This is a genomic window from Microcoleus sp. PH2017_28_MFU_U_A (assembly GCF_020738035.1).
GTDB lineage: Bacteria > Cyanobacteriota > Cyanobacteriia > Cyanobacteriales > Microcoleaceae > Microcoleus.
Genome location: NZ_JAEQCX010000075.1, coordinates 1 through 23,003 on the forward strand (window position 1 = coordinate 1; position 23,003 = coordinate 23,003).

Here is a 23,003-nt window from a genome sequence, read left to right on the forward strand (position 1 = left end):
GACAACTGATTCATCCAAGCACATTCAGGTTGTTTCTTGACGTAGTTAGTGAGAACTTTCTTGATTTCGTTGATGACCTTTGAGTCGGAAAACTCACCTCCACCGTACATTTGAACTCTCAGGCTCAAACCCATGTTAAATACCACGCGCCGAAAGCCTGCGTGTTTTGCCATCAAGGTCGCTTCTTGATTATTCAATTTGAGCGCTCGCTTGACGGCAAACATGGAACTGACTCTCAGCAATCAACTGTAGATAAGTTTAGCAAACTATTTGCCACTTAAGTCTTGCTCTTAACCTATCGCCGAGAGCTCGTTGACAATTTTGACTTTTCCCTTGAGCACCGAGCGCAGCAGGCGGTTGATCGAATGTCTGTCTTGCTCGTCGAGAGAGTCATCCAATACAGCGGCCATCAAACCGTAGCGATCGGCTACAGTCAAACTGCCCGTATCGGTAACAGAGTGACGCTGGCATGGCAGAGAGCGTGATGTTTTGAGCCTAACTGTGTGATAACCACGGAGCTTATTTTGTGACGAGCGACGTTTGAAGTCTGCGATCGCCGTCACAATATTATGTCAGAGCTACCCATTGCCTCCACTCCCATCCAAAATCTAAAGATTTATAAAGCTTTTTGGGATCTGTGGGTGTCTTTACCCATTTCCAATGTATAAAACGCATTGCGGTGATGCAAAAAGCTCATAAAACTCAAGATTTTGTAAAAATAGCTACGAATATTTACTGTTGCGCGCTTTACATTAGTTCATAACAAAGGTGCATCGGAATACAGCGATCGAGCCATCGGTAACAACTATAACCATATATAGTTTGGCTGAATTCGAGACAGCGCCTGGCAAAGCTCAAGTATACAAAAGACCAACCATGCTTAAACGAAATTAGATCCAGTAACTAAATATACAGTTTTAAATCCACAGGCTCATTAAGGTTAGCAGGAAACACATTTTATGCTCCAAGTCAATATCTCAGGGAATAAACCAGCAGCGAGGGTAAATCGATGACCCAAACAGTAGAACCCCAAGCGAGCCTAAACAAATTTGAAAAACTCAAAGCCGAAAAAGATGGCTTAGCGGTCAAAGCCGAACTAGACCACTTTGCCCAAATCGGCTGGGAAGCAATGGATGCAACAGACCGCGAGCACCGCCTCAAATGGCTCGGCATCTTCTTTCGGCCAGTAACTCCGGGCAAATTTATGATGCGCCTGCGTTTGCCCAACGGCGTCATTACCAGCAATCAAACTAGAACGTTAGGAGACATATTGCAACGCTACGGCTCCGACGGCAGCGCTGACATTACCACCAGACAAAACCTGCAACTGCGCGGAATTCGGATCGAAGATGTGCCCGATATCTTCCGCCGCCTCAAGGAAGCGGGGATGACCAGCATTCAGTCTGGAATGGACAATGTACGTAACATTACGGGTTCCCCAGTCGCGGGTTTGGATGCCGACGAACTGATAGATACTTGGGAATTGGCGAACCAAGTCCAAGACATGATTACCAACAGCGGCGAAGGAAACCCAGAGTTTTCCAATCTGCCGAGAAAGTTTAATATTGCGATCGCAGGTTGCCGCGATAACTCAGTCCACGCCGAAATCAACGACATCGCCTTCGTACCCGCTTACTCTGACGGCAACATCGGCTTTAACGTTTTAGTCGGCGGCTTCTTCTCCGCCAAACGCTGCGAAGCTGCAATTCCTCTCAACGTCTGGGCAAGTCCCAGCGACGTTGTAGATTTGTGCAGAGCGATATTAACGGTATATCGCGATCGAGGCCCGAGAGCAAACCGCCAAAAATCTCGCTTGATGTGGCTGATTGACGAACTCGGCATCGAACAATTCCGCGCAGCCGTCGAAAAAGAAGTAGGCCGCACTTTGTCCCCCGCCTCCCCCAAAGATGAAATCATCTGGGACAAACGCGACCACATCGGCATCTACGCGCAAAAACAATCAGGGCTCAACTATGTAGGGTTGCACGTTCCCGTCGGACGGCTGCGAGCAGCGGATTTGTACGATTTGGCCAGAATCGCTGAGGTTTACGGCAGCGGCGAACTCAGGCTCACCGTCGAAGAAAACGTGATTGTTCCCAATGTTCCGGACTCGCGGCTCGAATCCCTCGTAAAAGAACCGTTATTGCAACGTTTCTCGATCGACCCCGCACCCCTGATGCGAGCCTTAGTTTCCTGCACCGGGTCGAAGTTTTGCAACTTCGCCCTCATCGAAACCAAAGCCCGATCCGTGGCAATGATTCGGGAACTGGAAGCCGAACTCTCTGTTCCCAAACCGGTCAGAATTCACTGGACTGGTTGCCCCAATTCCTGCGCTCAACCCCAGGTAGCCGACATCGGCTTGATGGGTACAAAAGTTCGGAAGAACGGCAAAACCCTCGAAGGTGTAGACATCTACATGGGAGGAACAGTTGGCAAAGATGCTCATTTGGGTACTTGCGTCCAAAAAAGCATTCCTTGCGAAGACCTGAAACCGGTGCTGCATCAACTGTTAATTGATAAGTTTGGGGCCGTGCCCAATCCAGCTTTCGGGGATGTCGCTTCCCTGAACCGGCAACTGCAACTGACGGTTGAGAGAGACGAAACAGTTCTGATGGCGAAACCTCAGACATCTACTGTCATTTTCGCTCGATCGGGCAAAACAGTTGCTTGCAGCGAAGATGAGTTCATTCTCGACGTTGCCGAAAGGGCTGGGCTTGAACTGGACAGCAGTTGTCGATCGGGAACCTGCGGCACTTGCAAGCAGCAACTCCTAGAAGGTAAAACCGTCTACGACAGCCAGCCTGACGCAGCCTCCGACTTAGAACCAGGGTTCATCTTAGCTTGCAGCGCGCGGGCGATCGGCAAAGTGTCGATCGACGCCTAATATCATAATGTGAGATTCGAGAGACCCAAAGAATTATCTCATTGCGAACAGAATTATGTCATTGCGAATGATATTGTCTCAGTGCGATCGAAATTATGTCATTGCGAAGGTCGTAAACCAATCTCACATCAGGCATCTCACATTTCGAGTATCTCAAAGTACACCAACAATTCAAGACAAATGAGCAACCTTTCTAGAAGAAAATTCATCATCACCGCCGGAGCAACAGCAGCAGGCACCCTCCTCGCCCACGGTTGCAGTTCCGGTTCCAGCACTACCAGCGCCTCACCGGGCGCTGCCTCACCGGGCGCTGCCTCACCGGGCGCTGCCTCACCCAGTGCAGCCCCAGCAGTCAACATCAACCCCGCCGACGCCCCCGAAGTTACCACTGCCAAACTCGGATTCATCGCCCTCACCGACTCCGCACCCATAATCATCGCCCAAGAAAAAGGGTTATTTGCCAAGTACGGCATGAAAGACGTACAAATCCTCAAACAAGCATCTTGGCCAGTTACTCGCGACAACCTAGAACTCGGTTCTGAAAAAGGCGGCATTGACGGAGCCCACATCCTCTCCCCCATGCCTTACCAGATGACCTTAGGCACAATTACCAAAGGCAATCAACCAGTGCCGATGAACATTGTTGCCCGGTTAAATACCAACGGTCAAGCCATCTCCGTAAGCAAAAAATACCTAGATTTAAAAGTAGGTACAGACAGCAAACCACTCAAAGCAGCCCTCGCCAATCAAAAAATTGCTGTTACCTTTCCCGGCGGCACCCACGATTTGTGGATGCGCTATTGGTTAGCAGCCGGTGGCATCGATCCGAATACAGATGTTTCTGTTATTCCAGTACCGCCACCTCAAATGGTAGCTAACATGAAATCCGGCAGCATGGAAGCATTTTGCGTCGGCGAACCTTGGAATGCCCAGCTAGTTACTCAAAAAGTTGGATACACCGCCTTAGTAACGGGAGAACTCTGGAAAGATCACCCAGAAAAAGCCTTAACTTTAAGAGCAGATTGGGTTGAGAAAAACCCTAAAGCTACTAAAGCAATTACAATGGCCGTACTGGAAGCTCAGCAGTGGTGCGATAAGCCAGAAAATAAAGATGAGATGTGCCAAATCATCTCTCAAGATAAGTGGTTGAAAGTACCACTTGCAGATATTGCAGGTCGCATGAAAGGACAAATTGACTATGGTACTGGCCGCGTTGAAGCAGCTAGTTTAGTAGCAATGAAATTCTGGGCTGACAATGCTTCCTATCCCTACAAGAGTCACGATGCTTGGTTCATCGCAGAAAATATTCGCTGGGGTTATATGCCGGCAACTACCGACATCAAAGCCACGGTTGATAAAGTTAACCGCGAGGATATTTGGAAAGCAGCAGCGACAGCACTTGGCGTTCCCGCTGCCCAAATTCCGGCTACCACTTCTCGCGGTGTCGAAACATTTTTTGACGGCGTGAAGTTTGATCCGGAAAAACCAGAAGAATATCTGAAGAGTCTGGCTATCAAGAAAGCCTAATTAGTGAACAGTTGACAGTTGACAGTTGACAGTTGACAGTTGACAGTTGACAAATCATAAAATTTAGTGGCGTTGAGTTTCGCAACTCAACCCACCACAGCCGATAGGGTTCTCAATTCAAAGTATCTACAAATAATCGATTATTCACTACTGTACTGCAAACAGACAAATGGCAACCAATCTCTCTGTTTCTAAGAGCAAAAATCCAGCAAATTTCGTGCTGGATATGGTTCAAAAAAACCGCAAAAAAATCATCCGCCCGCTAGTTGCGATTACAGTTCTGCTGGTAGTTTGGCAAATCCTCTGCCACGACCCCACATCCACCTTGCCCGGCCCGATTAAAGCCGTCCAAGAAAGCTGGAATTTGATTATCAATCCGTTCTTCGATAACGGTGGTACTGACAAAGGTTTATTCTGGCAACTGGCTGCTAGCTTGCAGCGGGTGGCGATCGGCTTTACTCTAGCAGCAATTCTAGGCATTGGTTTAGGAATATTAATCGGTACAAACTCTTTAATGTTCGATGCTTTAGACCCGCTATTTCAAGTATTTAGAACAATCCCGCCCCTGGCTTGGCTACCGATCGCCCTGGCAGTATTTCAACAGTTCAATCCCTTTGAAGGCTTGGGGATGAAAGCTAACGAAGTTTCTGCACTTTTCGTAATCTTGATTACAGCAATCTGGCCGATTCTGATTAATACCACAGTAGGCGTTCAACAAATACCTCAAGATTACAGAAACGTCGCCCGAGTCTTGCGCCTCCCCAACCAAAAATACTTCTGGAAAATCTTGCTACCGTCTTCGGTTCCTTACATCTTCACAGGGTTGAGAATTGGTATCGGTTTGTCTTGGCTGGCGATCGTAGCTGCGGAAATGTTAGTCGGCGGTGTCGGCATCGGCTTCTTCATCTGGGACGCTTATAACAGTTCTCGACTCAGCGCCGTGATTCTGGCAGTGCTTTATGTAGGAATCGTCGGTTTGATTTTAGACAGACTCGTTGGTTTCGTCGCTTCCAAAGTTGTTCCTGAAGACAATAAATAAGATTGGGGAATGGGGAATGGGGAATGGGGAATGGGGAATGGGGAATGGGGAATGGGGAATGGGGAATGGGGAATGGGGAATGGGTGATTAGTAGTTGGTGATTAGTTATTAGGAAGCGGGAATAATTATATATGCCCAATGCCCAATGACCTGTTTGGCCAATGACCTGTTTGGCCTTCTTCCCAATTCCCAATTCCCCATTGCCAAATTAATAATTAGCATCTACTAAAGTACAAACTAACAGAAAATAATCATGTCAATCCTTATTGAAGTAGACCACGTAGACCGCGTATTTAACTTGCCAAATGGCGAGCAATACATCGCTCTCAAAAATATCGAACTTAAAATTAAAAAGGGAGAATTTATCACCTTAATCGGACACTCCGGTTGTGGCAAATCTACACTGTTAAATATCATCGCCGGACTGGACACAGCAAGTCAGGGCGGGATTACTTTAGAAGGGCGCGAAGTCCGCGAACCAGGCCCGGATAGAATGGTGGTATTTCAAAATTACTCGCTACTACCTTGGCTGACGGTGCGCGAAAATATTGCTCTAGCAGTAGATGAAATTTACAGCGGTAACTCTAAAGAAGATCGCGAGTTGGTAATCGAATACCACATTAAATTGGTGGGACTCGGACAGGCTGCCAACAAGCGCCCCAGCGAAATTTCTGGGGGGATGAAACAAAGAGTTGCGATCGCCCGCGCCCTCGCTATCCGCCCAAAATTGCTCCTGCTAGACGAACCCTTCGGTGCTCTCGATGCTTTAACTCGCGGTGGTTTGCAAGACCAATTGATGAACATTTGCGAAGAAAGTAAAGTCACCAGCGTGATGGTAACTCACGACGTGGATGAAGCTTTGTTGCTGAGCGATCGCATTGTAATGCTCACCAACGGCCCGGAAGCGCAAATCGGACAAATTCTGGAAGTGGACATTCCTCGGCCCCGCAAGCGCATGGAAGTGGTCAACCATCCGAGTTACTACGCGCTGCGAAACGAAATGGTTTACTTCCTCAACCAGCAAAAGCGGGTGAAACAGCGCCGGGCCAAACAACAAGCCCCATCCGTGGCGATCGCCCGCAACGGCCTGGAAAAAGTCAACCTCGACATCGGCTTTATTCCCCTCACCGACTGCGCGCCCTTAGTCGTAGCCAAAGAGAAAGGATTCTTCAAAGCCCACGGCTTAGAAGAAGTCACTCTCGTGCGCGAACCTAGTTGGAAAGAAATTGCCAAAGGTATCGCGCAAGGACGGCTGGACGCGGCGCAAATGGTTGCAGGAATGCCGATCGCCATGCTGTTGGGATTGGACGGCGAAGCCCCGGTTCCCATCAACAGCGCCTTAACCCTGTCCCGCAACGGTAACTCGATTATTTTCGGGAAACACCTTTACGACCAAGGTATTCGGACATTAAAGGATTTCAAAGCTGCGATCGCCAAGACCCCCGACAAGGTACAAACCTTGGGCATGGTACACTCCGCTTCCATGCACAATCTGCTGTTCCGCTACTGGCTGGCTGCCGGTGGGATTGACCCCGATCGCGATGTAGCCTTGACCATGCTTCCTCCCCCGCAGATGGTATCGAATTTAAAAGCAGGCAACATCCAGGGCTACTGCGCCGGCGATCCCTGGAACTCCAAAGCAGTCAACGACGGTACCGGTTTTGCCATCGCCCGTTCCCTGGATATTCTGCCCGGACACATCGAAAAAGTTCTCGGCGTTAGCGAAGATTGGGCTCAGAAATATCCTAAAACCCACGTCGCCCTCGTCAAAGCGCTTTTGGAAGCCTGCGAATACTGCGACGACCGCCGCAACCGCGAAGAAATCCTAGAATTGATTTGCCAAGAACAATACATCGGTGCGGATCCAAAAGACATCCGTCCGGGGTTCATCGACCCGTACAACTCCGGTACGGAGGCACAACCCGAAATGCTCTACAATTTCAACCAGTTCTATGTTGACAAAACCAATTGTCCAGACCGCCTAGAAATGGTGTGGGTGATGTCGCAGATGGCCCGCTGGGGACTGATTCCGTTCCCGAAAAACTGGGTGGAAGTGGTCGATCGAGTTTTGCGGCCCGATGTGTTCGGTCAAGCAGTGCGCGAGTTGGGTTTGCCGGATATCGCTAGAGCTCGCCGGACGATCGAACTATTTGACGGCACTGTCTTTAATCTAGACGACCCGATCGACTACCTTGAAAACGTCAAAATCAAGCGCGACCTTCGCATTGAAGAAATCTTAATTGAACAAATAGGCAGTCAGTGTTCCATCAGACAGCCAGCATAATCACCAAATAGGAAGAGGGAGTGAAGAGTAAGGAATCAGGAAACAAGACTCCACATTTCCCGCTTCCTAATTACCTCTCTTACTAACCCTTAATCCTAAATTCTCATGTCTAATTCCGCAAACCCCCAACCAAATCCTGAAAATATGCAAACTATCAAAGCGCCCCCTGCAACGAAGATTCAGAGTAAGAAATCAGGCTTTTTGACTATTAAAGATGTATCAAAAGTCTACCCAAACCTGAAAGAACCAGAAAAACCTTTCGTGATTCTCGACGGTGTGAACCTGACGATTAATGAAGGCGAATTTATTTGTTTGATCGGTCACTCTGGCTGCGGCAAATCAACTTTGCTGAACATGATTGCGGGATTTAACGGGCCGACAAGCGGAGAAGTTGCTCTCGAAGGTGCGCGGATTACTGAACCGGGCCCCGATCGCATGGTGGTGTTTCAAAACTACTCGCTGCTACCGTGGCTGACTGCTACAGAAAACATCCACCTCGGTGTTGAAACTGTTTACGGGGATAAGTCCGCAGAGGAACACGACAAGATCGTCAAAGATAACCTGGAATTAGTGGGGCTGACAGAAGCTTGCAACAAAAGACCGGGCCAGTTGTCGGGCGGTATGAAACAGCGGGTGGCGATCGCCCGAGCCCTGGCAACTCGTCCCAAACTGCTGATTTTGGACGAACCCTTCGGAGCACTAGATCCGATTACCAGGGAAGAATTGCAGGAAGAATTGCTGAAAATCTGGCACGAGTACAAAATTACGATCGTCATGATTACTCACGATATTGATGAAGCTTTGTTTTTAGCCGATCGCATCGTGATGATGACCAACGGCCCTGCTGCATCAATCGGCGAAGATATGCACATTCCCTTCAGCCGTCCCCGCAACCGCACGCGGATGATGGAAGACCCGAAATACTACGAACTCCGCAACTTTGCTTTAGAATTCCTGTTCTCTCGCTACGCCCACCACGAAGAGGACACAACGGACTCAGAAATGGCACCCGTCGTCCTGCCATTACCCGCTAGCAAAAAGCCTGGGGCTACTGCTGACAAGCCCATGCCACCGGTATCCTTTGTGCCTCACGCTGCACAACCCCTAGAAGCCTCGCCAATTAAAGGTGCCGTCCTGGCAATCTCGTGGTTGGTAACAATGGCAACTTTAGCTGCTGTCAATACATCTGCTGTTTCCAGCCAACTCAAGCAAGCCAAGCTAGCAGAAACTGCACCAGCACCAACTGCGGCGGCGGTTGTCAGTTCTCCTCCCAGCCCTGCACCGATTGCTGCCAGTCCTGCACCAATTGCAGCCAGTCCTGCATCCATTGCCAGTCCTGCATCCATTGCCAGTCCTGCACCGAGTGCTGCTGCAAGTCCTGCATCCATTGCCAGTCCTGCACCGAGTGCTGCTGCAAGTCCTGCATCCATTGCCAGTCCTGCAACCTCACCCACCAAGGCAGCAAGCAGTGCAGGTTCAGGAATTTCGGACAAAGCTGAACTTGATGCGATCGGAAATCAGTTGTATGCACGAATTGACGAAAATTGGAAAACAACTCCGACATTTACCCAAAGTTTGACCTATCGAGTCAAAGTGAAACAAAACGGAGATATCGTACAGTTCGAGCCCACAAATAAAGCAGCTAAAGATTTCCTCAAAGAAACTCCTCTGCCGACTTTGCAAACTCCTGCCGGTGCCGCAGCAGGCGCTCAAAAAACTGCTGATTTCCAAGTAACGTTTAGCCCCACCAGCGGTGGCGGCGGCTTATTAGAAGTTAAAACCGCGAAATAGGTGACTTATACCATTTTTGCATTGGATAGTTGAAGATTTTCGATTGAGAAGCCGATCGCCTCGGCTCGATCGACTACTATAAAATAGGTTTGTAGTGAGGACTTTAGTCCTTCTTTCGGCGGACTAAAGTCCTCACTACAAACCTATCCGAGTGCGATCGCGAGTTTAACTAAAGATAGCGGTTAATTTGAAATCAGGGTATTTTCCGCTTATGTAAAGCATTTCCGGGGTAATTTAGTAATTATTGATACATTATTTGTAGGAGTCCTCAGTTCCAACTATAATGACGAATTACGAATTATCCATGAGCTTTCAAAAATTAGCATCTAAAATCACCAGATGGAAACTATAAAAACTCTTTGTCCTTACTGCGGTGTAGGTTGCGGTCTAGAAGTTGTTCCCGACAAAAAACAAACTTGGAAAGTGCGGGGCGATCGCAATCACCCATCGACTCAGGGCATGGTTTGTATCAAGGGAGCAACGGTAACAGAGTCCATTCGCAGCGATCGGCTACTTTATCCGATGATGCGAGAGACTCTCGACCAGCCGTTCCGTCGCGCTAGCTGGGACGAAGCTCTCAATGCCATTGTTGACCGCATCCAGGCAATTCGCAGTACCAGTGGGCCAGATGCTTTGTGCGTTTACGGTTCAGGTCAATTCGCTACAGAAGATTATTATGTTGCCCAGAAACTCATGAAAGGTTGTCTGGGCACTAATAATTTTGATGCGAATTCTCGTTTGTGTATGTCTTCAGCAGTTTCGGGATACGTTCAAAGTTTTGGTTCGGACGGGCCGCCTTGCTGTTACGACGATTTAGAATTAACAGATTGCGCTTTTATTATCGGCAGCAATACAGCGGAATGCCATCCAATTGTATTCAATCGATTAGTAAAGTACCACAAAAAACATCCCGATGTCAAGATAGTTGTGGTAGATCCGAGGCGGACTCCGACTGCTGAAGTCGCAGATTTGCACTTGGCAATTAAACCAGGGACGGACATAGATTTACTCAATGGAATGGCATATTTGCTGTTGCGGAGGCAAGCAATAGATCCTGAGTTTATTCAAGAATGCACGGCAAATTTTTCAGCTTTTGCTGAAGTTCTCAGCAGCTATACGCCGGAGTTTGTAGCCTCGCGCTGCGGCATTACTGTCAGCGAGTTAGAAACTGCTGCCAACTATTGGGAACAGTCACAACGGGTTTTGTCTCTGTGGTCGATGGGAATTAACCAGTCCTCCGAAGGTACGGCAAAGGTGCGATCGCTAATTAATTTGCACTTGATGACTGGTCAAATCGGCAAACCGGGATCTGGCCCGTTTTCCCTCACAGGCCAGCCAAACGCGATGGGAGGCCGGGAAGCTGGAGGACTTTCTCACTTACTTCCAGGCTACCGCTTTGTCAAAAATGACGAACACAGAACCCAAGTCGAGGAGTTTTGGGGAATCGCACCGGGAAGCATTTCGCCGAATCCAGGCCGCAATGCTTGGGATATGATTACCGGTTTGGAAACTGGCGATGTTGAGTTGTTGTGGATTGCCGCCACCAATCCGGTGGTGAGTATGCCGGATTTGGAACGGACAAAAGCTGCTTTGTTGCGATCGCCCTTGACGATTTATCAAGAAGCATACTATCCCACCGAAACCTCAGCCTACGCTCACATCCTGCTGCCGGCAACCCAGTGGAGCGAAAAAACCGGAGTGATGACGAATTCCGAACGCCGCGTGACGCTTTGTCCCGGTTTCGATGAACCATCCGGCGAAGCGCGCGACGACTGGAAGATTTTTGCAGAAGTCGGCCGCCGGTTGGGTTTTGCCGAACACTTTGCTTTCGACAGCAGCGCCGATATATACAAAGAATACGTGCAGTTGACACGCGATCGTCCCTGCGACGTAACAGGCCTCAGCCATGAATATTTGCGCCTTCAAGGCCCCCAACAGTGGCCATGTCCCGAAAATCAGCCTGTGCATCCAGCGACTGAAGCTAAACGGCTGTATACTGACAGGCGTTTTCACACTCCTGACGGGCGGGCGAGATTTTCGGCCTATCACTCCCGGGGACTAGCAGAACCACCAGATCCCGACTATCCGTTTGTGTTAACCACAGGAAGAGTTTACGGACATTGGCACACGATGACTCGGACTGGGAGAACAGAGAAAATCAATAAATTGCACCCAGATCCGTTTTTGGAAATTCACCCGCGCGATGCTGCTAAATTGCAGATTAAGGAGGGTGATTTGCTAGAAGTTCGATCGCGCCGCGGTAAGGCTCAGTTTCCAGCAAAAGTCACCAAGGCGATCGCCCCTGGTACGCTATTTGTACCGATGCACTGGGGTTCTCTGTGGGCAGAAAGTGCTGAAGCCAATGCCATGACTCATGCTACAAGTTGTCCAGATTCCAAACAGCCCGAGTTAAAAGCTTGTGCGGTGCAGTTAGTGCTGATTGGGGCAGAAGTGGCCGCAGAAGTTGGGGAGTTTAATTGGGCAAAATCCACCGTCACGGTCAATTCTTGAGTTGCCGTCCAACTTTACCTTGGTTTCTTGCCACAGACTCAAATAAAATTCTAGTTTTTTTGTCAATAAACCCAGTTTCTTAGCTATGGCTGAGGCACAATAGCAGGGTACTCTACAGCAATCAAGACCTTTGTCAGTCGATTTTCTATTTTTCGATTTTCCATTTTTTGATTTACTCCACAGATGCAATCTGGGAGTTGGAACTTTGGCGTTGGCCGTTCGCTTGTCGAAGGGTCTCAAATTTTGGGATCTCCACGACTTAAGTCCGGGGCTTGTACCTGTTTTTGGGCAAGGTTATCGAGTAATTTTGAGTTATTACCAGAAAGAATTGGTTGAAAGCCCGCCCGTCTTTGAGGGAGAAATTAAAATCAGACTATTCATTACTCCAATCCTCGGACTTCCAGGTAGAGGTCGCTCTCAAACAGTCAACAGTCAACAGTCAACAGTCAACTGTTGAAGCACCCGACAAGCTGCGTTCTCCCGCAGAGTTCGCGAATCAAGAAAATTAAATTTATTTTTTCTAGTTTTTCCTGCTTTATTCGGGGTTTTTCCTGATTCCTTGTTCCTGATTCCTGATTCCTGATTCTTTATTCCTTATTTTTAGTCGATCGAGCGGATCGGAAAAATTGCAGTTTGCACCTATAGGTGCTATGCTATTTTTATAAGGCTTTATTTTCGGCAGTACAGTTCGTTCGATCGGCGTTCCTCCGGATTTAAATCTCTACAACCTCGATTCTGGAGAATGTTCAATGTCAATCTATGTCGGCAATTTATCCTACGAAGTAACGCAGGAGCACCTCAACCAAACTTTTGGAGAGTACGGCACAGTAAAGCGCGTTCAATTGCCTGCTGACCGCGAAACAGGTCGGATGCGGGGCTTCGCTTTCGTAGAAATGTCTACTGAAGCAGAAGAAGCCGCAGCCATTGAGGCTCTTGACGGTGCTGAGTGGATGGGTCGCGACCTCAAAGTCAACAAGGCAAAACCCCGCGAAGAGCGCGGTTCTTCCAACAGCGGCAACTGGGGCAACAACGACCGCTCTTCTCGCCGCTACTAAACCACCCAAGCTAAAAATTTAGCTTGGTCGTGTGTTCGACAGGGCGAAAATGCAGTCAACAATCCTTATCTGTTGAGAATAAGTAGTTGATTGTGCGATCGTACCGTGTCTGAAAGTCCTCAAACTCTTGATAAGCTAGAGTTTGAGGTTTTTTTATTTGCAAAATTTCTGAATCGGGAAATGGACTGTGTGCGATCGATTTCGGAGCTGACCCGAAAGCCTGTAAAATATAACGGGCAGAAAAAATAACCTTCCTCAGACTCCGGTTTTCCGAGGGAAACAAGCAATCACAGAGTTTCGGGATTGCCAAGTGTACCGAAGAATGACAGAATGATCGACGATCGCTAAATCATCGGTATGCTGAAAAAACTATTTAGGCAAATTTCTAAGTTTGGCAGTGATGAACAATTTCTGCATTTTACAGAAAATGTAGAAGTCATAATATCCAAAATTTTATCGCTGGCGATGATTTTGGTAATTATAATCAGCGTTTGCGATTTGCTGATTTATTTAGCAAAAGAATTGTTTAACGACCACGAGAGTTTTTTATTAAAAGATACGTTGTTTGTCATATTCGGGTTGTTTTTAAATGTTTTAATTGCCCTGGAAATCTTGGAAAATATTACAGCTTATCTGAAAAAGCACGTAATTCAAGTAGAGCTAGTTATTGTAACTTCTTTGATAGCAGTATCTCGAAAAATAATCATTCTTGACCTAGAAAAAAAAACAGCAGCCGACTTGATTGGTTTAGCAGCAGCCATTTTTGCGCTTTCCATCAGTTACCTGATAGTGCGGTTTGCCAATAAAGCAAATGATTAATATTGGTCATTAGTCATCAGTCATTAGTAATTCGGAATTGGGAATTGTCATCAATAACTAATACCCAATCCGGCTTTGCTTGAAAAATCCTTTCCTTTCTTGTCTAGAAAAATGGGCGGTTGAAACCGCCGTCTTGCCTAGATGTCTTCCAATAAACCAGCAGGAGGCACAATTTCAATTCTGCCTTTCTCCAAGTCAACAATTGGCACAATCTCTTGCACAAAAGGAATCAAAATTTTCGTTGATTTAGGTTCTTTAACCCGGATTTTCCGTGGTTTGCGGGTATTTCTGGGGTCAGCATTTGCTGTGGGAGTTTCCGGGCGTTTTGGCTTAGCTACTCCTGGGGGGACAACTTCCGGCGCTGTGAGATTAGTTTCTACCTCTAAAAGGTCGTTACCTGCGGGGATAATATCGCTTACCTTACCTAGGATTTCCCCGGTTAACTGGTTAAAAACTTCCATACCAAGCAAATCTTGGACGTAAAACTCACCAGCTTCGAGGTAAGGTCGATCGCCCTTTTCGATTAACAACTTACAGCCCCGCAGCGCTTCAGCGCCATCGCGGTCTTCTACACCCTCCACCTCTACAGCATACAACCCTTTGCCTGGAATGTAGCGACCGCCCAAAAACTCGATCGGTTCCGGTTCACTTTTCTTAGGGCGCAAAAGCCACCGCCTCCCCGGTTCAATAAACCTTTCCGGGAAATCCGAATCGGGATAGACTCGCACTTCCCCGTATAAACCTTGAGCTGCTACAATTGTACCGATTTCTATCCACTCAGACATAAATTCTCTTACTCAAATTGCTAATAATTAGTCATTAGTCATTAGTCATTAGTCATTAGTGACTGGTAATTGGTAATTGGTAATTGGTAATTGGTAATTGCTAATTGGTAATTGCTAATTGGTAATTGCTAATTGGTAATTGGTAATTGGTAATTGGTAATTGGTAATTGGTAATTGGTAATTGCTAATTGGGTAATTCTCCCCCTCTCCCTCTCTCCCCCTTCTGACGGGTGTAGGTTTTTTGGTAAAAGCCTTATCCCATAAGAGTTTGAGATTTTAAGATGCAAAAGCCCAAAACCTTTGCACTGTCTAAATTTGCTGGGTTTTGCCAGGGGAAAACCTACACCTGTCAGCTCTCCCTTTCTCCCCATCTCCCCCTCTCCCCCTCTCCCTTCTTCCCTCTTTACCGAAAAATTGGGTTTAAAGCCTCGTCCTTCTAGGACGACTTTTCGAGAGTGTTCTGATAAGTTCGCCAACAATATCGGACTTGGTTCGACTATTCTGTTTGGCGTATTCCTCAAGCATATCCATCTGGGCCTCTGATACTCTGATGTACAATTCTTTCTTTGCCATTTTGTGTACAGATGTGGTACACTAATTATAGTGGATAGGGTAATCAACCACTTAAAAAACCCAGTCGCCGAGAGGCACACTGAACAAGAGAAAATTGAATCTATGCGGTTCTACTGCATTTTTCTAGACTCCACCTCGCAGTAGGTAAAAGATTCAGAGGAGCTAGACGAACAGTTTTTTTGAGACATATCGTTTCAAATTAAAAAAGAACTTGGAGCAATCCAACTAGGGTAGGGCATACCCGAAGTCGCTTGGGGAGAGTCCCACCTCGCTTGCTAGACACTGCAAGGTATCTAGGTTAAGTGGTCTCGTTGAGCCAAGAATCCCCGCACCTTAAGGTCGGGGAGTGTCAAACCAACCCACTTCTCAGTGCGACAACGGCTGCTTGCACGCGATCGTCCACAGCCAACTTATTCATAATACCGCGAACATGAGTTTTAATAGTATTTGGACTCAAATAAAGTGCCGCCGCTATCTCCGGATTGCTGTTACCTTCCACCATTAACTTTAACACCTCTAATTCCCGCTGTGACAATTGGCCAAAAGTAGTTGTAGAGGCTGGTGTAGGCGGTTTGAGGTGATCGATGACAGTCCGAGCAATTTGAGGATCGAGGTAAGTAGCCCCCTCTGCTGCCGCTGCAATCGCTGCTAACAGCCTGTCTACGGAAGCACCTTTAATACAATAAGCATCAGCACCGCTTGAAAGGGCAGCAATAATTTCAGTTTCAGCGGTATGAGAAGTTAACATTACCACTCTAACTTCCGGCAGTTGTGCTTTAATTTGCTGCGTCGCTGCTATGCCGTCCAGTCGCGGCAAACCGATATCCATTACAATAATATCTGGTTTCAGCTTCAGTGCGGCGGCTACGCCTAAATATCCATCTTCTGCTTGTCCTACTATTTCTATTTCTGGGGAATCGGCTAAAACTTGCTCTAATCCCAGTTGCATCATCGGATCGTCTTCAACAATTAGAATTTTCATTGTTAATTGGGAATGGGGAATTGGGAATTGGGAATTGGGAATTGGGAATTGGGAATTGGGAAGGGGGAATTGGGAATTGGGAATTGGGAATTGGGAATTGGGAATTGGTAGGTTCTCAACAATAACAAATAACTAATAACTGCCAACTGCCAACTGACTACTGACTACTGACGGGAGCATCTCTGTTTTGCATTTATTATAGTAATGAGATGCTCCCCAACTGCCAACTGTCAACTGACAACTGTCAACTGTCAACTGTCAACTAACTTTTAAAACTTCTACAAATTCACCAGGCAAAATCCAGGTTTCCGATGCGGGCAAAACTGCTAAACCAGTCGTATTTGCGAGGTTAATTAAATTTGCTGAATTTTGGCTGCCGCTTGCAGGTTCAAATTCCCAGAATCCGGCAACTAAATGTAGTTTACCCCAAACATAAGTTTCGCGCTTGCCTGGCGATCGCAATTCAACATCACATCGAGCCCGCACAAACTCCGGGCCCCAAGCATCCGCGCCCAGCCCAGACATCTTTCGCAAAGCAGGCACAACAAACCGCCAACAGCATACTAAAGCCGAAACTGGATTTCCCGGCAAACCAAAATAGAGACAATCCGAACTCGCAATCGGCAAATCGGATTTTTCTTCATCTCGTTTAAATGCAGCGACAGTCAAAGGTTTACCCGGCTTAATCGCCACAGAACTAATGTGAACTTTGCCTTGCAACTCCGCCAATATTTGCTCGATATAATCGTAATCTCCTACCGAAACGCCACCCGTAGAAAGCACCACATCTGCTGTCGAAACAGCCTGAGTGATTGCCTCCTTTAGCGCATCTTTACTATCAGGAACAATCCCCAATCGAATCGGTTCAAATCCCATTTGAGTCAACAACACTGTCAAAGCATACTGATTTGAATCTACCAGTTTACCGTAAGTCAAAGTTTTGTCTGGCGATACCAATTCGTCACCCGTAGAAAAAATAGCCACCCGCAAACGCCGATAGACTGGAACTTGAATGCACTGTGCAGTTGCTAGTACCGCCATTTCTGGGGCGTTGATAACTGTACCCGGAGTTAGTAAATTTGTTCCTGCTTGATAAAAAGTGCCTTTGTGCCTGACAAATGCTTGTGGCTTTTCAGGAGAAACTAAGATAAAAATGCGATCGCCCTCACGCCTCGTTTCTTCCTGCATTACCACCGTATCAGCACCATCCGGCATCATCGCACCCGTAAAAATTCGGGCTGCTTGGCCCGATTGCACGGTAGTTTGAGGCTGATATCCGGCTGGAATCTCCTCGACTACTTCGAGTACCGCAGGTTTTTCGGCGCTGCAATTTTCCACATCAGCAAACCGCACCGCATAGCCATCCATTGCCGAATTGTCCCAATAAGGAAAATCGAGGGAACCGGTGACGGGTGCAGCCAAAATGCGCCCCGATGCTGCCAACAAGTCTACAATTTCTACATCCCGCTGACTGTCGAGGGATTGCGCCAAATTTAGAACGATAGATTCTGCTTCTTTTACGGACAGCATCAGTGTCACCCAGTTTAACAAGACTCTTCTTAGTTTAGCAAATCAGCAGCTATAGTGGAAATGTATTTTTTGATTCCTCTGCGGTAAACCGTTTTTTGTCGTCCTTAGCTTATGACTATTTTTCGCTCAGCTTTTCGACTCAATTGTTTATCTCTATTTCTGGTGGGATTTCTGGTTGTCCTGACTCAACTTTCAGGCTTGCAAGTCAGCGATTTATTCTTTCACCCTTTTTTCTCCCCCAATCCCAATGTGGCTTTATTAACTCGAACCTTTCAAATCTTATGTGCTGTGCCAGTTATTGTTTGTAGCTTTAGCTATGGATTGGCTAAAACTATGCAACTGCGCCCTACGGAAACTCAATTTATTCTGTTCTCTGCTTTGTTGACAGGCGCATTTCTGCTCAATGAAATTTACAGGATTCATCTATATATTAGCGCCTTGGGAATTCCTAAGTTAGGAGTTAGTTTGCTGTACGCTATATTTGTGTTCTCCTACGGATGGTTTTTTCGGCGAGAACTACAGTCTACTCCCTACAAAATATTGTTGGCTGGGTTGGGATTGTTGTTTTTTGCGATCGGCATGGACGCGCTGAAGTTAGAAGGCAAGATCTTAGCTAGTTTATTAGAAGGGGTTCCTAAGTTGTTGAGCGAAATCAACATTGCATTTTATTATTGGTATGTCTGCAAATCTTTCCTGGAAAAAAGTTTTCATAACAAGATGAACGCGTCATTATAACTTTGTGATATAATGCCAACACAAGTATTTCGCAAAATCTTCCGGCTTCAAAAATAGCATTCTCCGGTTTGCGATTTACACAACCTGCATCGCTCGGCCTTTATCTGCGGTTACAATAGTCCAAGTGCAGCCTCTAAAATACCATGCTAGCAGTTACTATCAACTTTAATGCGATCGCCCAAATCAACGACGACCAATTTTATCAACTGTGTCGCCAAAACCCCGAGGTCAAATTTGAACGCAACGCCCAAGGAGAAATAACCGTTATGTCACCCACAGGAGGAGAAACTGGAAACAGTAATGCAGAGATCAATGCTGATTTTGTAATTTGGAACAGACGAACTAAACTAGGAGTTTGTTTCGATTCTTCAACTTGCTTCAAACTCCCCAGCGGTGCCAATCGTTCCCCCGATGTTTCTTGGATTAAACAAGAAAGATGGGATGCACTCACTCCCGAAGAAAAACAAAAATTTCCTCCGATTGCCCCAGATTTTGTTTTAGAGTTAATGTCGCCGACAGACAGTCTAAAAGATGCTCAAGACAAAATGCAAGAATACATGGAAAACCAAGTAAAATTAGGCTGGTTAATCAACCGTAAAACGCGCAGAGTTGAAATCTACCGCGAAGGACAAGAAAAAGAAATTATCGAATGTCCCGCAGAACTTTCTGGAGAACACATTTTGCCCGGTTTCGTGCTAAACTTGCGATCGCTGTGGATATAATAGCTAAATCCGAATCCGAGAAACCGGGTTTTTTCCCAATCTGCGGGTTGCACCGAAGTATGTATTAAAAAACCCGGTTTCTGAGTCTCCAATCTGCGTTAAAAAAATCTAATGGAAACTAAAGTAACAACTTCCCTAACAGCCGAACAACACAAACAAAAAATGCAGCGCCGACAAGAAGTTCAGGCGCAGCGAATTGCTAATGCTGCTGAAGATAAAGGTTTGATAATTGTGAATACGGGTAACGGTAAAGGCAAAACTACGGCTGCTTTAGGCATGGTTTTGCGATCGCTCGGTCACGGCTACCGCGTCGCCATAGTACAATTTATCAAAGGAGCTTGGGAACCGGCAGAGAAAGCTGTTTTTGAACTCTGGGAAAATCAGCTAGAATTTCATGCGATGGGTGAAGGCTTTACTTGGGATACGCAGGATCGCGATCGAGATATTGCTACAGCTCAAAAAGCCTGGGATAAAGCTGTAACTTTTATCTGCAATCCTGAGTTTAGGTTGGTTCTGTTAGATGAAGTTAATATAGCATTAAAGCTGGGTTATTTGCAAGTCGAACAAGTGCTCGCAGCCTTAGAACAAAAACCCAAAGACTCTCATGTAATTCTCACCGGCAGAGGCGCGCCACCCGAATTAATTGAACGCGCCGATTTGGTGACGGAAATGACTTTGGTTAAGCATCCATTTCGAGAACAAGGTATTAAGGCTCAAGCTGGTATTGAGTATTAGTTTTGATTGCTAAGCTGTCGCGCAAATAAACATTGCATATTCGGGACGGGCTAGAAGCCCATCCCACAAGACTTGGATTATTTATTGACATACAGTTTAAATGCCGCAACAGCTTAAATCTTCAATTTTTTCAAGAATTGCAAATCTTGCCACGCTTGAATGACATTGCCTTGCATTAAAGCGGCTAAACCGTTTAAAATTCTAATTTCCGGTAGGTTGGGGTTAAGGGCGAGTGCGGGTTTTAAGGCTGTTTCAGCGGCTTTTGGGTGCCAGCCGTAAATCTGGACGAAGGCGAGATAAGCGTAAGCATAGGGGTTTTGAGAGTCTAGTTGGGTGACTTTTTCTAAAGCCCCGATCGCACTTTCGACATTTTGCTGCAATACTCTAGAAAATGCCAAAGCATAGGCGAATTCTAGATTGTTCGGTTCCTGCTTCAGCCGATATGCTAACGCTTGTTCCGCTTGCACGGTATAATCTTGAATCGGATCGTACTGATTGATCCGTCCAATCTGCTCGAACACTGGTTCTAAACCGGGCAATCCTTTGGGTAAATTAACCGCCATCGCCCGCAATTGAGTTACCAAATCTAACTCGGGCGTATCTTCATTTGCTGGGACTTGCTCGGCGATTTTCAATTTTTTATCGTTTTCGTTATCCGTGCGAGTCTGGGAAGCAATAACCTCGGGTTCAGCGTCGATTTTAAGCGTTACCTGCGGCACATTGATTGGATAAGTTTCCCCGGTTTTGCGATTGAGATAAGTCGCTTGCAGATTGTAACTTCCCGGTGCAATATTAGCAGGAGTTAGCATCGCCGTGCGATCGACTACTCGAAACCCCACAGCAAATTTATCGGCTTCCAGCATTCCCGGATGCAAAGTTGCCTGGCCGATCGCGCGATCGTGTAAAATCCTCACAGTCTGTCCCGGTGCAACATCGCCCGACTGCTGATTTTGCCACGTTAACAAGACTAAACCAGACTGCAACTGCTGCCAAGGCCCAGACCAAGTATAAGTCACCGGCAACGCTATACCGGGAACCGGTTTTGCCAAAACAGTCACCTGCTCTAATTGTACTTGCGATCGCGCTTCAGGCAACGGCTGTATTTCCACCGGGTGCAACTGCTTGCGGTAAAGATTCAAATTAGTATTGTCAGGCAAAACCCAACTTTTTTGCAAGTTAAACTTACCACCAGTTTCAATCGCCGCCACCGCTGCATTTTGAGCTTTTTTAATCCGTTCCCGAATCGAACCTTGCGGGCCAGTTTTGGTAACAAACCAAGAAAGCGATCGCACATCTTGCGGCACTTCTTTTAAATTGGTTCCCACCTGTCGCCCGTAAACCTGAAAATTCGCCAAAGCACCGTAATAATTCAAATTGTGCTGGTTAATTTCCGGTGTGGAAGGCAACACGCCCAAAGTCGATTGCAAATAAGGTTCGGTATCAATAATTTCGGCAATTACTTCTTGGTGCGGCCACTGTTTACCTAAATAAGGATAGCTAGAATTGCCGGGACTGACAACTTGAACGGAGTTGTTTCCCAAACCACCGCCCAGCGGCCAGATATGGAACAGCATCGCTAGGATTCCTAAGCCAATTGTTCCCCAACGAATTTGCTTTCCCCAACGCTGCGGCCACAGGGTTAAACAGTAGGCTAAAAATATTGCTAATATTGGCAAATAAGGTATCACATATCGGTCATCTTTGTTGATATTTAGGGAATTAATTAAATAAGCTCCTATCCAAAATACCCCCAGCCACCGACAGGAGTCAAGGTACAAGATTGACTGACTATCGGCTCGATTTCGCCAATAATAGAGTATAAATCCGACTAAGGGAATCAGTAACAGAGGCCAGGAAACCTGTTCTGGTAAGTGCTGAATATAGTAAATCCAAGCACCGATCGTATTCAGGCCCGGATCTCCTTCGGCGATCGCAGAATCGAACGTTGCCCGTTTTCCCCCGGTCAAAATTAACAGCCAATTGGTTTTTGCCCAAGGGCCAAACACCGCCACCGACAGCAACAAAGCACCAGCTAATTGAGCTAATCTTCCCCAAGCTTTTTGTCTCACAGTACCGACAGCCAACCACACAATTGGCGTAAACAGAAATAATACGGTAGTGTGTTTGACTAATATTGATAAACCGAGAGAAATTCCAAAGGCGATCGACCAGAAGAAAGATAATCGATTCAGGTAAAATATTTTACGATTTTCCTGATTTTTTCTCTCCGTTATATATACGGCAAAATCCGCTGCCGCATTTTCTTGTTTCTTCCACATTGTCAGACAATAGAAACAAAAAGTAATCGCAGCAGTTAGGGGGAAATCTAGCAAAAATTGCAAGCGGAAGCGATAAAGTCCCGGTAACAAAACGCAAATAGCAGCAGCCCATAAACCAACTTGTCGATTAAATAATTTGGTGCCCAAATTGTAGACTGAGGCGAGCAGAATAGCACTAAATAATAAATGAACGAGGGTTGCCCGATCGCCCCCAGTACCAAAAATATGCAGAAACGGCACCGTTAAGATGTACACCAAGGGCGGAATCTTCGTCGAAAGCAGCCAGAAACTTGTCCACCAGTCGCCGGAAAACCACTGAGGATGCTGCAACGCCTGTAAGTAATTCAGCGTGCTAGTGAGGTATTCTGCTTGATCCCAGGCGGGTACAGATCGATCGCAGGCAAACCAGAGGCGATCGCTAATTGCCCCCAGCAGCCAAATTATGCCTAAGATCAGCATACTCTTGCCCCGGCTGTCCCGATGTTGCTGTGCCATTGCGATTTTTGGATTTTAGCTTGCAGTTTTTAGCTTACAGGTGGGCGGTTCCGGGCGCTCTAAAAATTATTTTGAAAAAATGCTTGCTAAATTCCGTATGTGTCTGCTAAGGTAGTTAAGCGTAAAAAAACAAGCCGAGATAGCTCAGTTGGTAGAGCAGTGGACTGAAAATCCACGTGTCCGGAGTTCAAATCTCCGTCTTGGCATCGCAAAGCCCTCACAAAGTTGAGGGCTTTTTATTGGGGAAAATGCGGGCA

18 protein-coding genes, 1 tRNA gene and 1 pseudogene are annotated in these 23,003 nt (G+C 46.7%); 14 read left to right on the top strand and 6 right to left on the bottom strand.

All coding sequences use genetic code 11. From position 1 onward, the window contains the following. Positions 1-197, bottom strand: a pseudogene (locus JGK14_RS19075) (RNA-guided endonuclease InsQ/TnpB family protein); the annotation flags it as partial. 93 nt (positions 198-290) lie between these two features. Then, on the bottom strand, positions 291-476 hold the full coding sequence (locus JGK14_RS19080; RefSeq protein WP_293184273.1) for a hypothetical protein: 186 nt from the start codon (positions 474-476) through the stop codon (positions 291-293). 533 nt (positions 477-1,009) lie between these two features. Here JGK14_RS19080 and JGK14_RS19085 point away from each other — a divergent pair. From JGK14_RS19085 to JGK14_RS19130, 9 genes are all read left to right on the top strand, one after another. Continuing rightward, on the top strand, positions 1,010-2,884 hold the full coding sequence (locus JGK14_RS19085; protein WP_442921465.1) for a ferredoxin--nitrite reductase: 1,875 nt from the start codon (positions 1,010-1,012) through the stop codon (positions 2,882-2,884). Between the two features lie 180 nt (positions 2,885-3,064). After that, positions 3,065-4,411, top strand: coding sequence for a CmpA/NrtA family ABC transporter substrate-binding protein (locus JGK14_RS19095; protein WP_325315383.1), 1,347 nt, complete (start codon positions 3,065-3,067; stop codon positions 4,409-4,411). A 169-nt stretch (positions 4,412-4,580) separates the two neighbouring features. Further along, positions 4,581-5,450 (top strand): nitrate ABC transporter permease, encoded by an 870-nt coding sequence (gene ntrB, locus JGK14_RS19100; RefSeq protein ID WP_293184225.1) that lies wholly within the window; start codon positions 4,581-4,583, stop codon positions 5,448-5,450. Between the two features lie 253 nt (positions 5,451-5,703). Further along, entirely contained in the window at positions 5,704-7,734 is a 2,031-nt protein-coding gene (locus JGK14_RS19105) for an ABC transporter ATP-binding/substrate-binding protein (protein WP_293184227.1), read from the top strand. Between the two features lie 105 nt (positions 7,735-7,839). Then, on the top strand, positions 7,840-9,525 hold the full coding sequence (locus JGK14_RS19110; protein WP_293208587.1) for a nitrate ABC transporter ATP-binding protein: 1,686 nt from the start codon (positions 7,840-7,842) through the stop codon (positions 9,523-9,525). 339 nt (positions 9,526-9,864) lie between these two features. Beyond that, positions 9,865-12,036, top strand: coding sequence for a molybdopterin oxidoreductase family protein (locus JGK14_RS19115; protein WP_293184231.1), 2,172 nt, complete (start codon positions 9,865-9,867; stop codon positions 12,034-12,036). A 130-nt stretch (positions 12,037-12,166) separates the two neighbouring features. Further along, entirely contained in the window at positions 12,167-12,493 is a 327-nt protein-coding gene (locus JGK14_RS19120) for a hypothetical protein (protein ID WP_293184233.1), read from the top strand. Between the two features lie 292 nt (positions 12,494-12,785). Then, a complete protein-coding gene (locus JGK14_RS19125) occupies positions 12,786-13,091 on the top strand; it encodes an RNA recognition motif domain-containing protein (RefSeq protein WP_293148182.1) in 306 nt (101 codons plus the stop codon). A gap of 357 nt (positions 13,092-13,448) precedes the next feature. After that, positions 13,449-13,910 (top strand): phosphate-starvation-inducible PsiE family protein, encoded by a 462-nt coding sequence (locus JGK14_RS19130; protein WP_293184235.1) that lies wholly within the window; start codon positions 13,449-13,451, stop codon positions 13,908-13,910. A gap of 137 nt (positions 13,911-14,047) precedes the next feature. On the opposite strand, the gene rimM is transcribed toward JGK14_RS19130, so the two are convergent. Then, a complete protein-coding gene (gene rimM / locus JGK14_RS19135) occupies positions 14,048-14,695 on the bottom strand; it encodes a ribosome maturation factor RimM (RefSeq protein WP_293220357.1) in 648 nt (215 codons plus the stop codon). Between the two features lie 922 nt (positions 14,696-15,617). Beyond that, positions 15,618-16,250, bottom strand: a complete 633-nt coding sequence (locus JGK14_RS19140; RefSeq protein WP_293148190.1) for a response regulator — start codon at positions 16,248-16,250, stop codon at positions 15,618-15,620. Here JGK14_RS19140 and JGK14_RS19145 point away from each other — a divergent pair. Then, entirely contained in the window at positions 16,250-16,375 is a 126-nt protein-coding gene (locus JGK14_RS19145; protein WP_293326209.1) for a hypothetical protein, read from the top strand. The two genes, JGK14_RS19140 and JGK14_RS19145, sit on opposite strands and share 1 nt — an antisense overlap. 133 nt (positions 16,376-16,508) lie before the next feature. On the opposite strand, the gene JGK14_RS19150 is transcribed toward JGK14_RS19145, so the two are convergent. Further along, complete coding sequence (locus tag JGK14_RS19150; RefSeq protein ID WP_293213888.1) at positions 16,509-17,780, bottom strand: molybdopterin molybdotransferase MoeA; 1,272 nt, start codon at positions 17,778-17,780, stop codon at positions 16,509-16,511. A 111-nt stretch (positions 17,781-17,891) separates the two neighbouring features. On the opposite strand from JGK14_RS19150, the gene JGK14_RS19155 reads away from it, so the two are divergent. The 3 genes from JGK14_RS19155 (at position 17,892) to cobO (ending at position 19,972) form a co-directional block, all read left to right on the top strand. Then, the gene (locus JGK14_RS19155; RefSeq protein ID WP_293220350.1) at positions 17,892-18,515 is read left to right on the top strand and encodes a hypothetical protein; all 624 of its coding nucleotides are present in this window, start codon (positions 17,892-17,894) and stop codon (positions 18,513-18,515) included. A 143-nt stretch (positions 18,516-18,658) separates the two neighbouring features. After that, positions 18,659-19,237, top strand: coding sequence for a Uma2 family endonuclease (locus tag JGK14_RS19160; protein ID WP_325315384.1), 579 nt, complete (start codon positions 18,659-18,661; stop codon positions 19,235-19,237). Between the two features lie 111 nt (positions 19,238-19,348). Beyond that, entirely contained in the window at positions 19,349-19,972 is a 624-nt protein-coding gene (gene cobO / locus JGK14_RS19165) for a cob(I)yrinic acid a,c-diamide adenosyltransferase (RefSeq protein WP_293184250.1), read from the top strand. 113 nt (positions 19,973-20,085) lie between these two features. On the opposite strand, the gene JGK14_RS19170 is transcribed toward cobO, so the two are convergent. Next, positions 20,086-22,746 carry a glycosyltransferase family 39 protein gene (locus tag JGK14_RS19170; RefSeq protein WP_325315385.1) on the bottom strand — a complete coding sequence of 887 codons (2,661 nt, stop codon included), beginning with the start codon at positions 22,744-22,746 and terminating at the stop codon, positions 20,086-20,088. A gap of 133 nt (positions 22,747-22,879) precedes the next feature. Here JGK14_RS19170 and JGK14_RS19175 point away from each other — a divergent pair. After that, positions 22,880-22,952, top strand: a tRNA-Phe gene (locus JGK14_RS19175). The last annotated feature ends 51 nt before the right edge of the window (positions 22,953-23,003 follow it).

Coding starts and splice junctions, on each gene's coding strand:
- JGK14_RS19160 (WP_325315384.1), top strand. CDS start 18,659: ATGCTAGCAGTTACTATCAACTTTAATGCGATCGCCCAAATCAACGAC.
- JGK14_RS19125 (WP_293148182.1), top strand. CDS start 12,786: ATGTCAATCTATGTCGGCAATTTATCCTACGAAGTAACGCAGGAGCAC.
- JGK14_RS19170 (WP_325315385.1), bottom strand. CDS start 22,746: ATGGCACAGCAACATCGGGACAGCCGGGGCAAGAGTATGCTGATCTTA.
- JGK14_RS19140 (WP_293148190.1), bottom strand. CDS start 16,250: ATGAAAATTCTAATTGTTGAAGACGATCCGATGATGCAACTGGGATTA.
- rimM (WP_293220357.1), bottom strand. CDS start 14,695: ATGTCTGAGTGGATAGAAATCGGTACAATTGTAGCAGCTCAAGGTTTA.
- cobO (WP_293184250.1), top strand. CDS start 19,349: ATGGAAACTAAAGTAACAACTTCCCTAACAGCCGAACAACACAAACAA.
- JGK14_RS19130 (WP_293184235.1), top strand. CDS start 13,449: ATGCTGAAAAAACTATTTAGGCAAATTTCTAAGTTTGGCAGTGATGAA.
- ntrB (WP_293184225.1), top strand. CDS start 4,581: ATGGCAACCAATCTCTCTGTTTCTAAGAGCAAAAATCCAGCAAATTTC.
- JGK14_RS19150 (WP_293213888.1), bottom strand. CDS start 17,780: ATGCTGTCCGTAAAAGAAGCAGAATCTATCGTTCTAAATTTGGCGCAA.
- JGK14_RS19155 (WP_293220350.1), top strand. CDS start 17,892: ATGACTATTTTTCGCTCAGCTTTTCGACTCAATTGTTTATCTCTATTT.
- JGK14_RS19110 (WP_293208587.1), top strand. CDS start 7,840: ATGTCTAATTCCGCAAACCCCCAACCAAATCCTGAAAATATGCAAACT.
- JGK14_RS19085 (WP_442921465.1), top strand. CDS start 1,010: ATGACCCAAACAGTAGAACCCCAAGCGAGCCTAAACAAATTTGAAAAA.
- JGK14_RS19115 (WP_293184231.1), top strand. CDS start 9,865: ATGGAAACTATAAAAACTCTTTGTCCTTACTGCGGTGTAGGTTGCGGT.
- JGK14_RS19095 (WP_325315383.1), top strand. CDS start 3,065: ATGAGCAACCTTTCTAGAAGAAAATTCATCATCACCGCCGGAGCAACA.
- JGK14_RS19105 (WP_293184227.1), top strand. CDS start 5,704: ATGTCAATCCTTATTGAAGTAGACCACGTAGACCGCGTATTTAACTTG.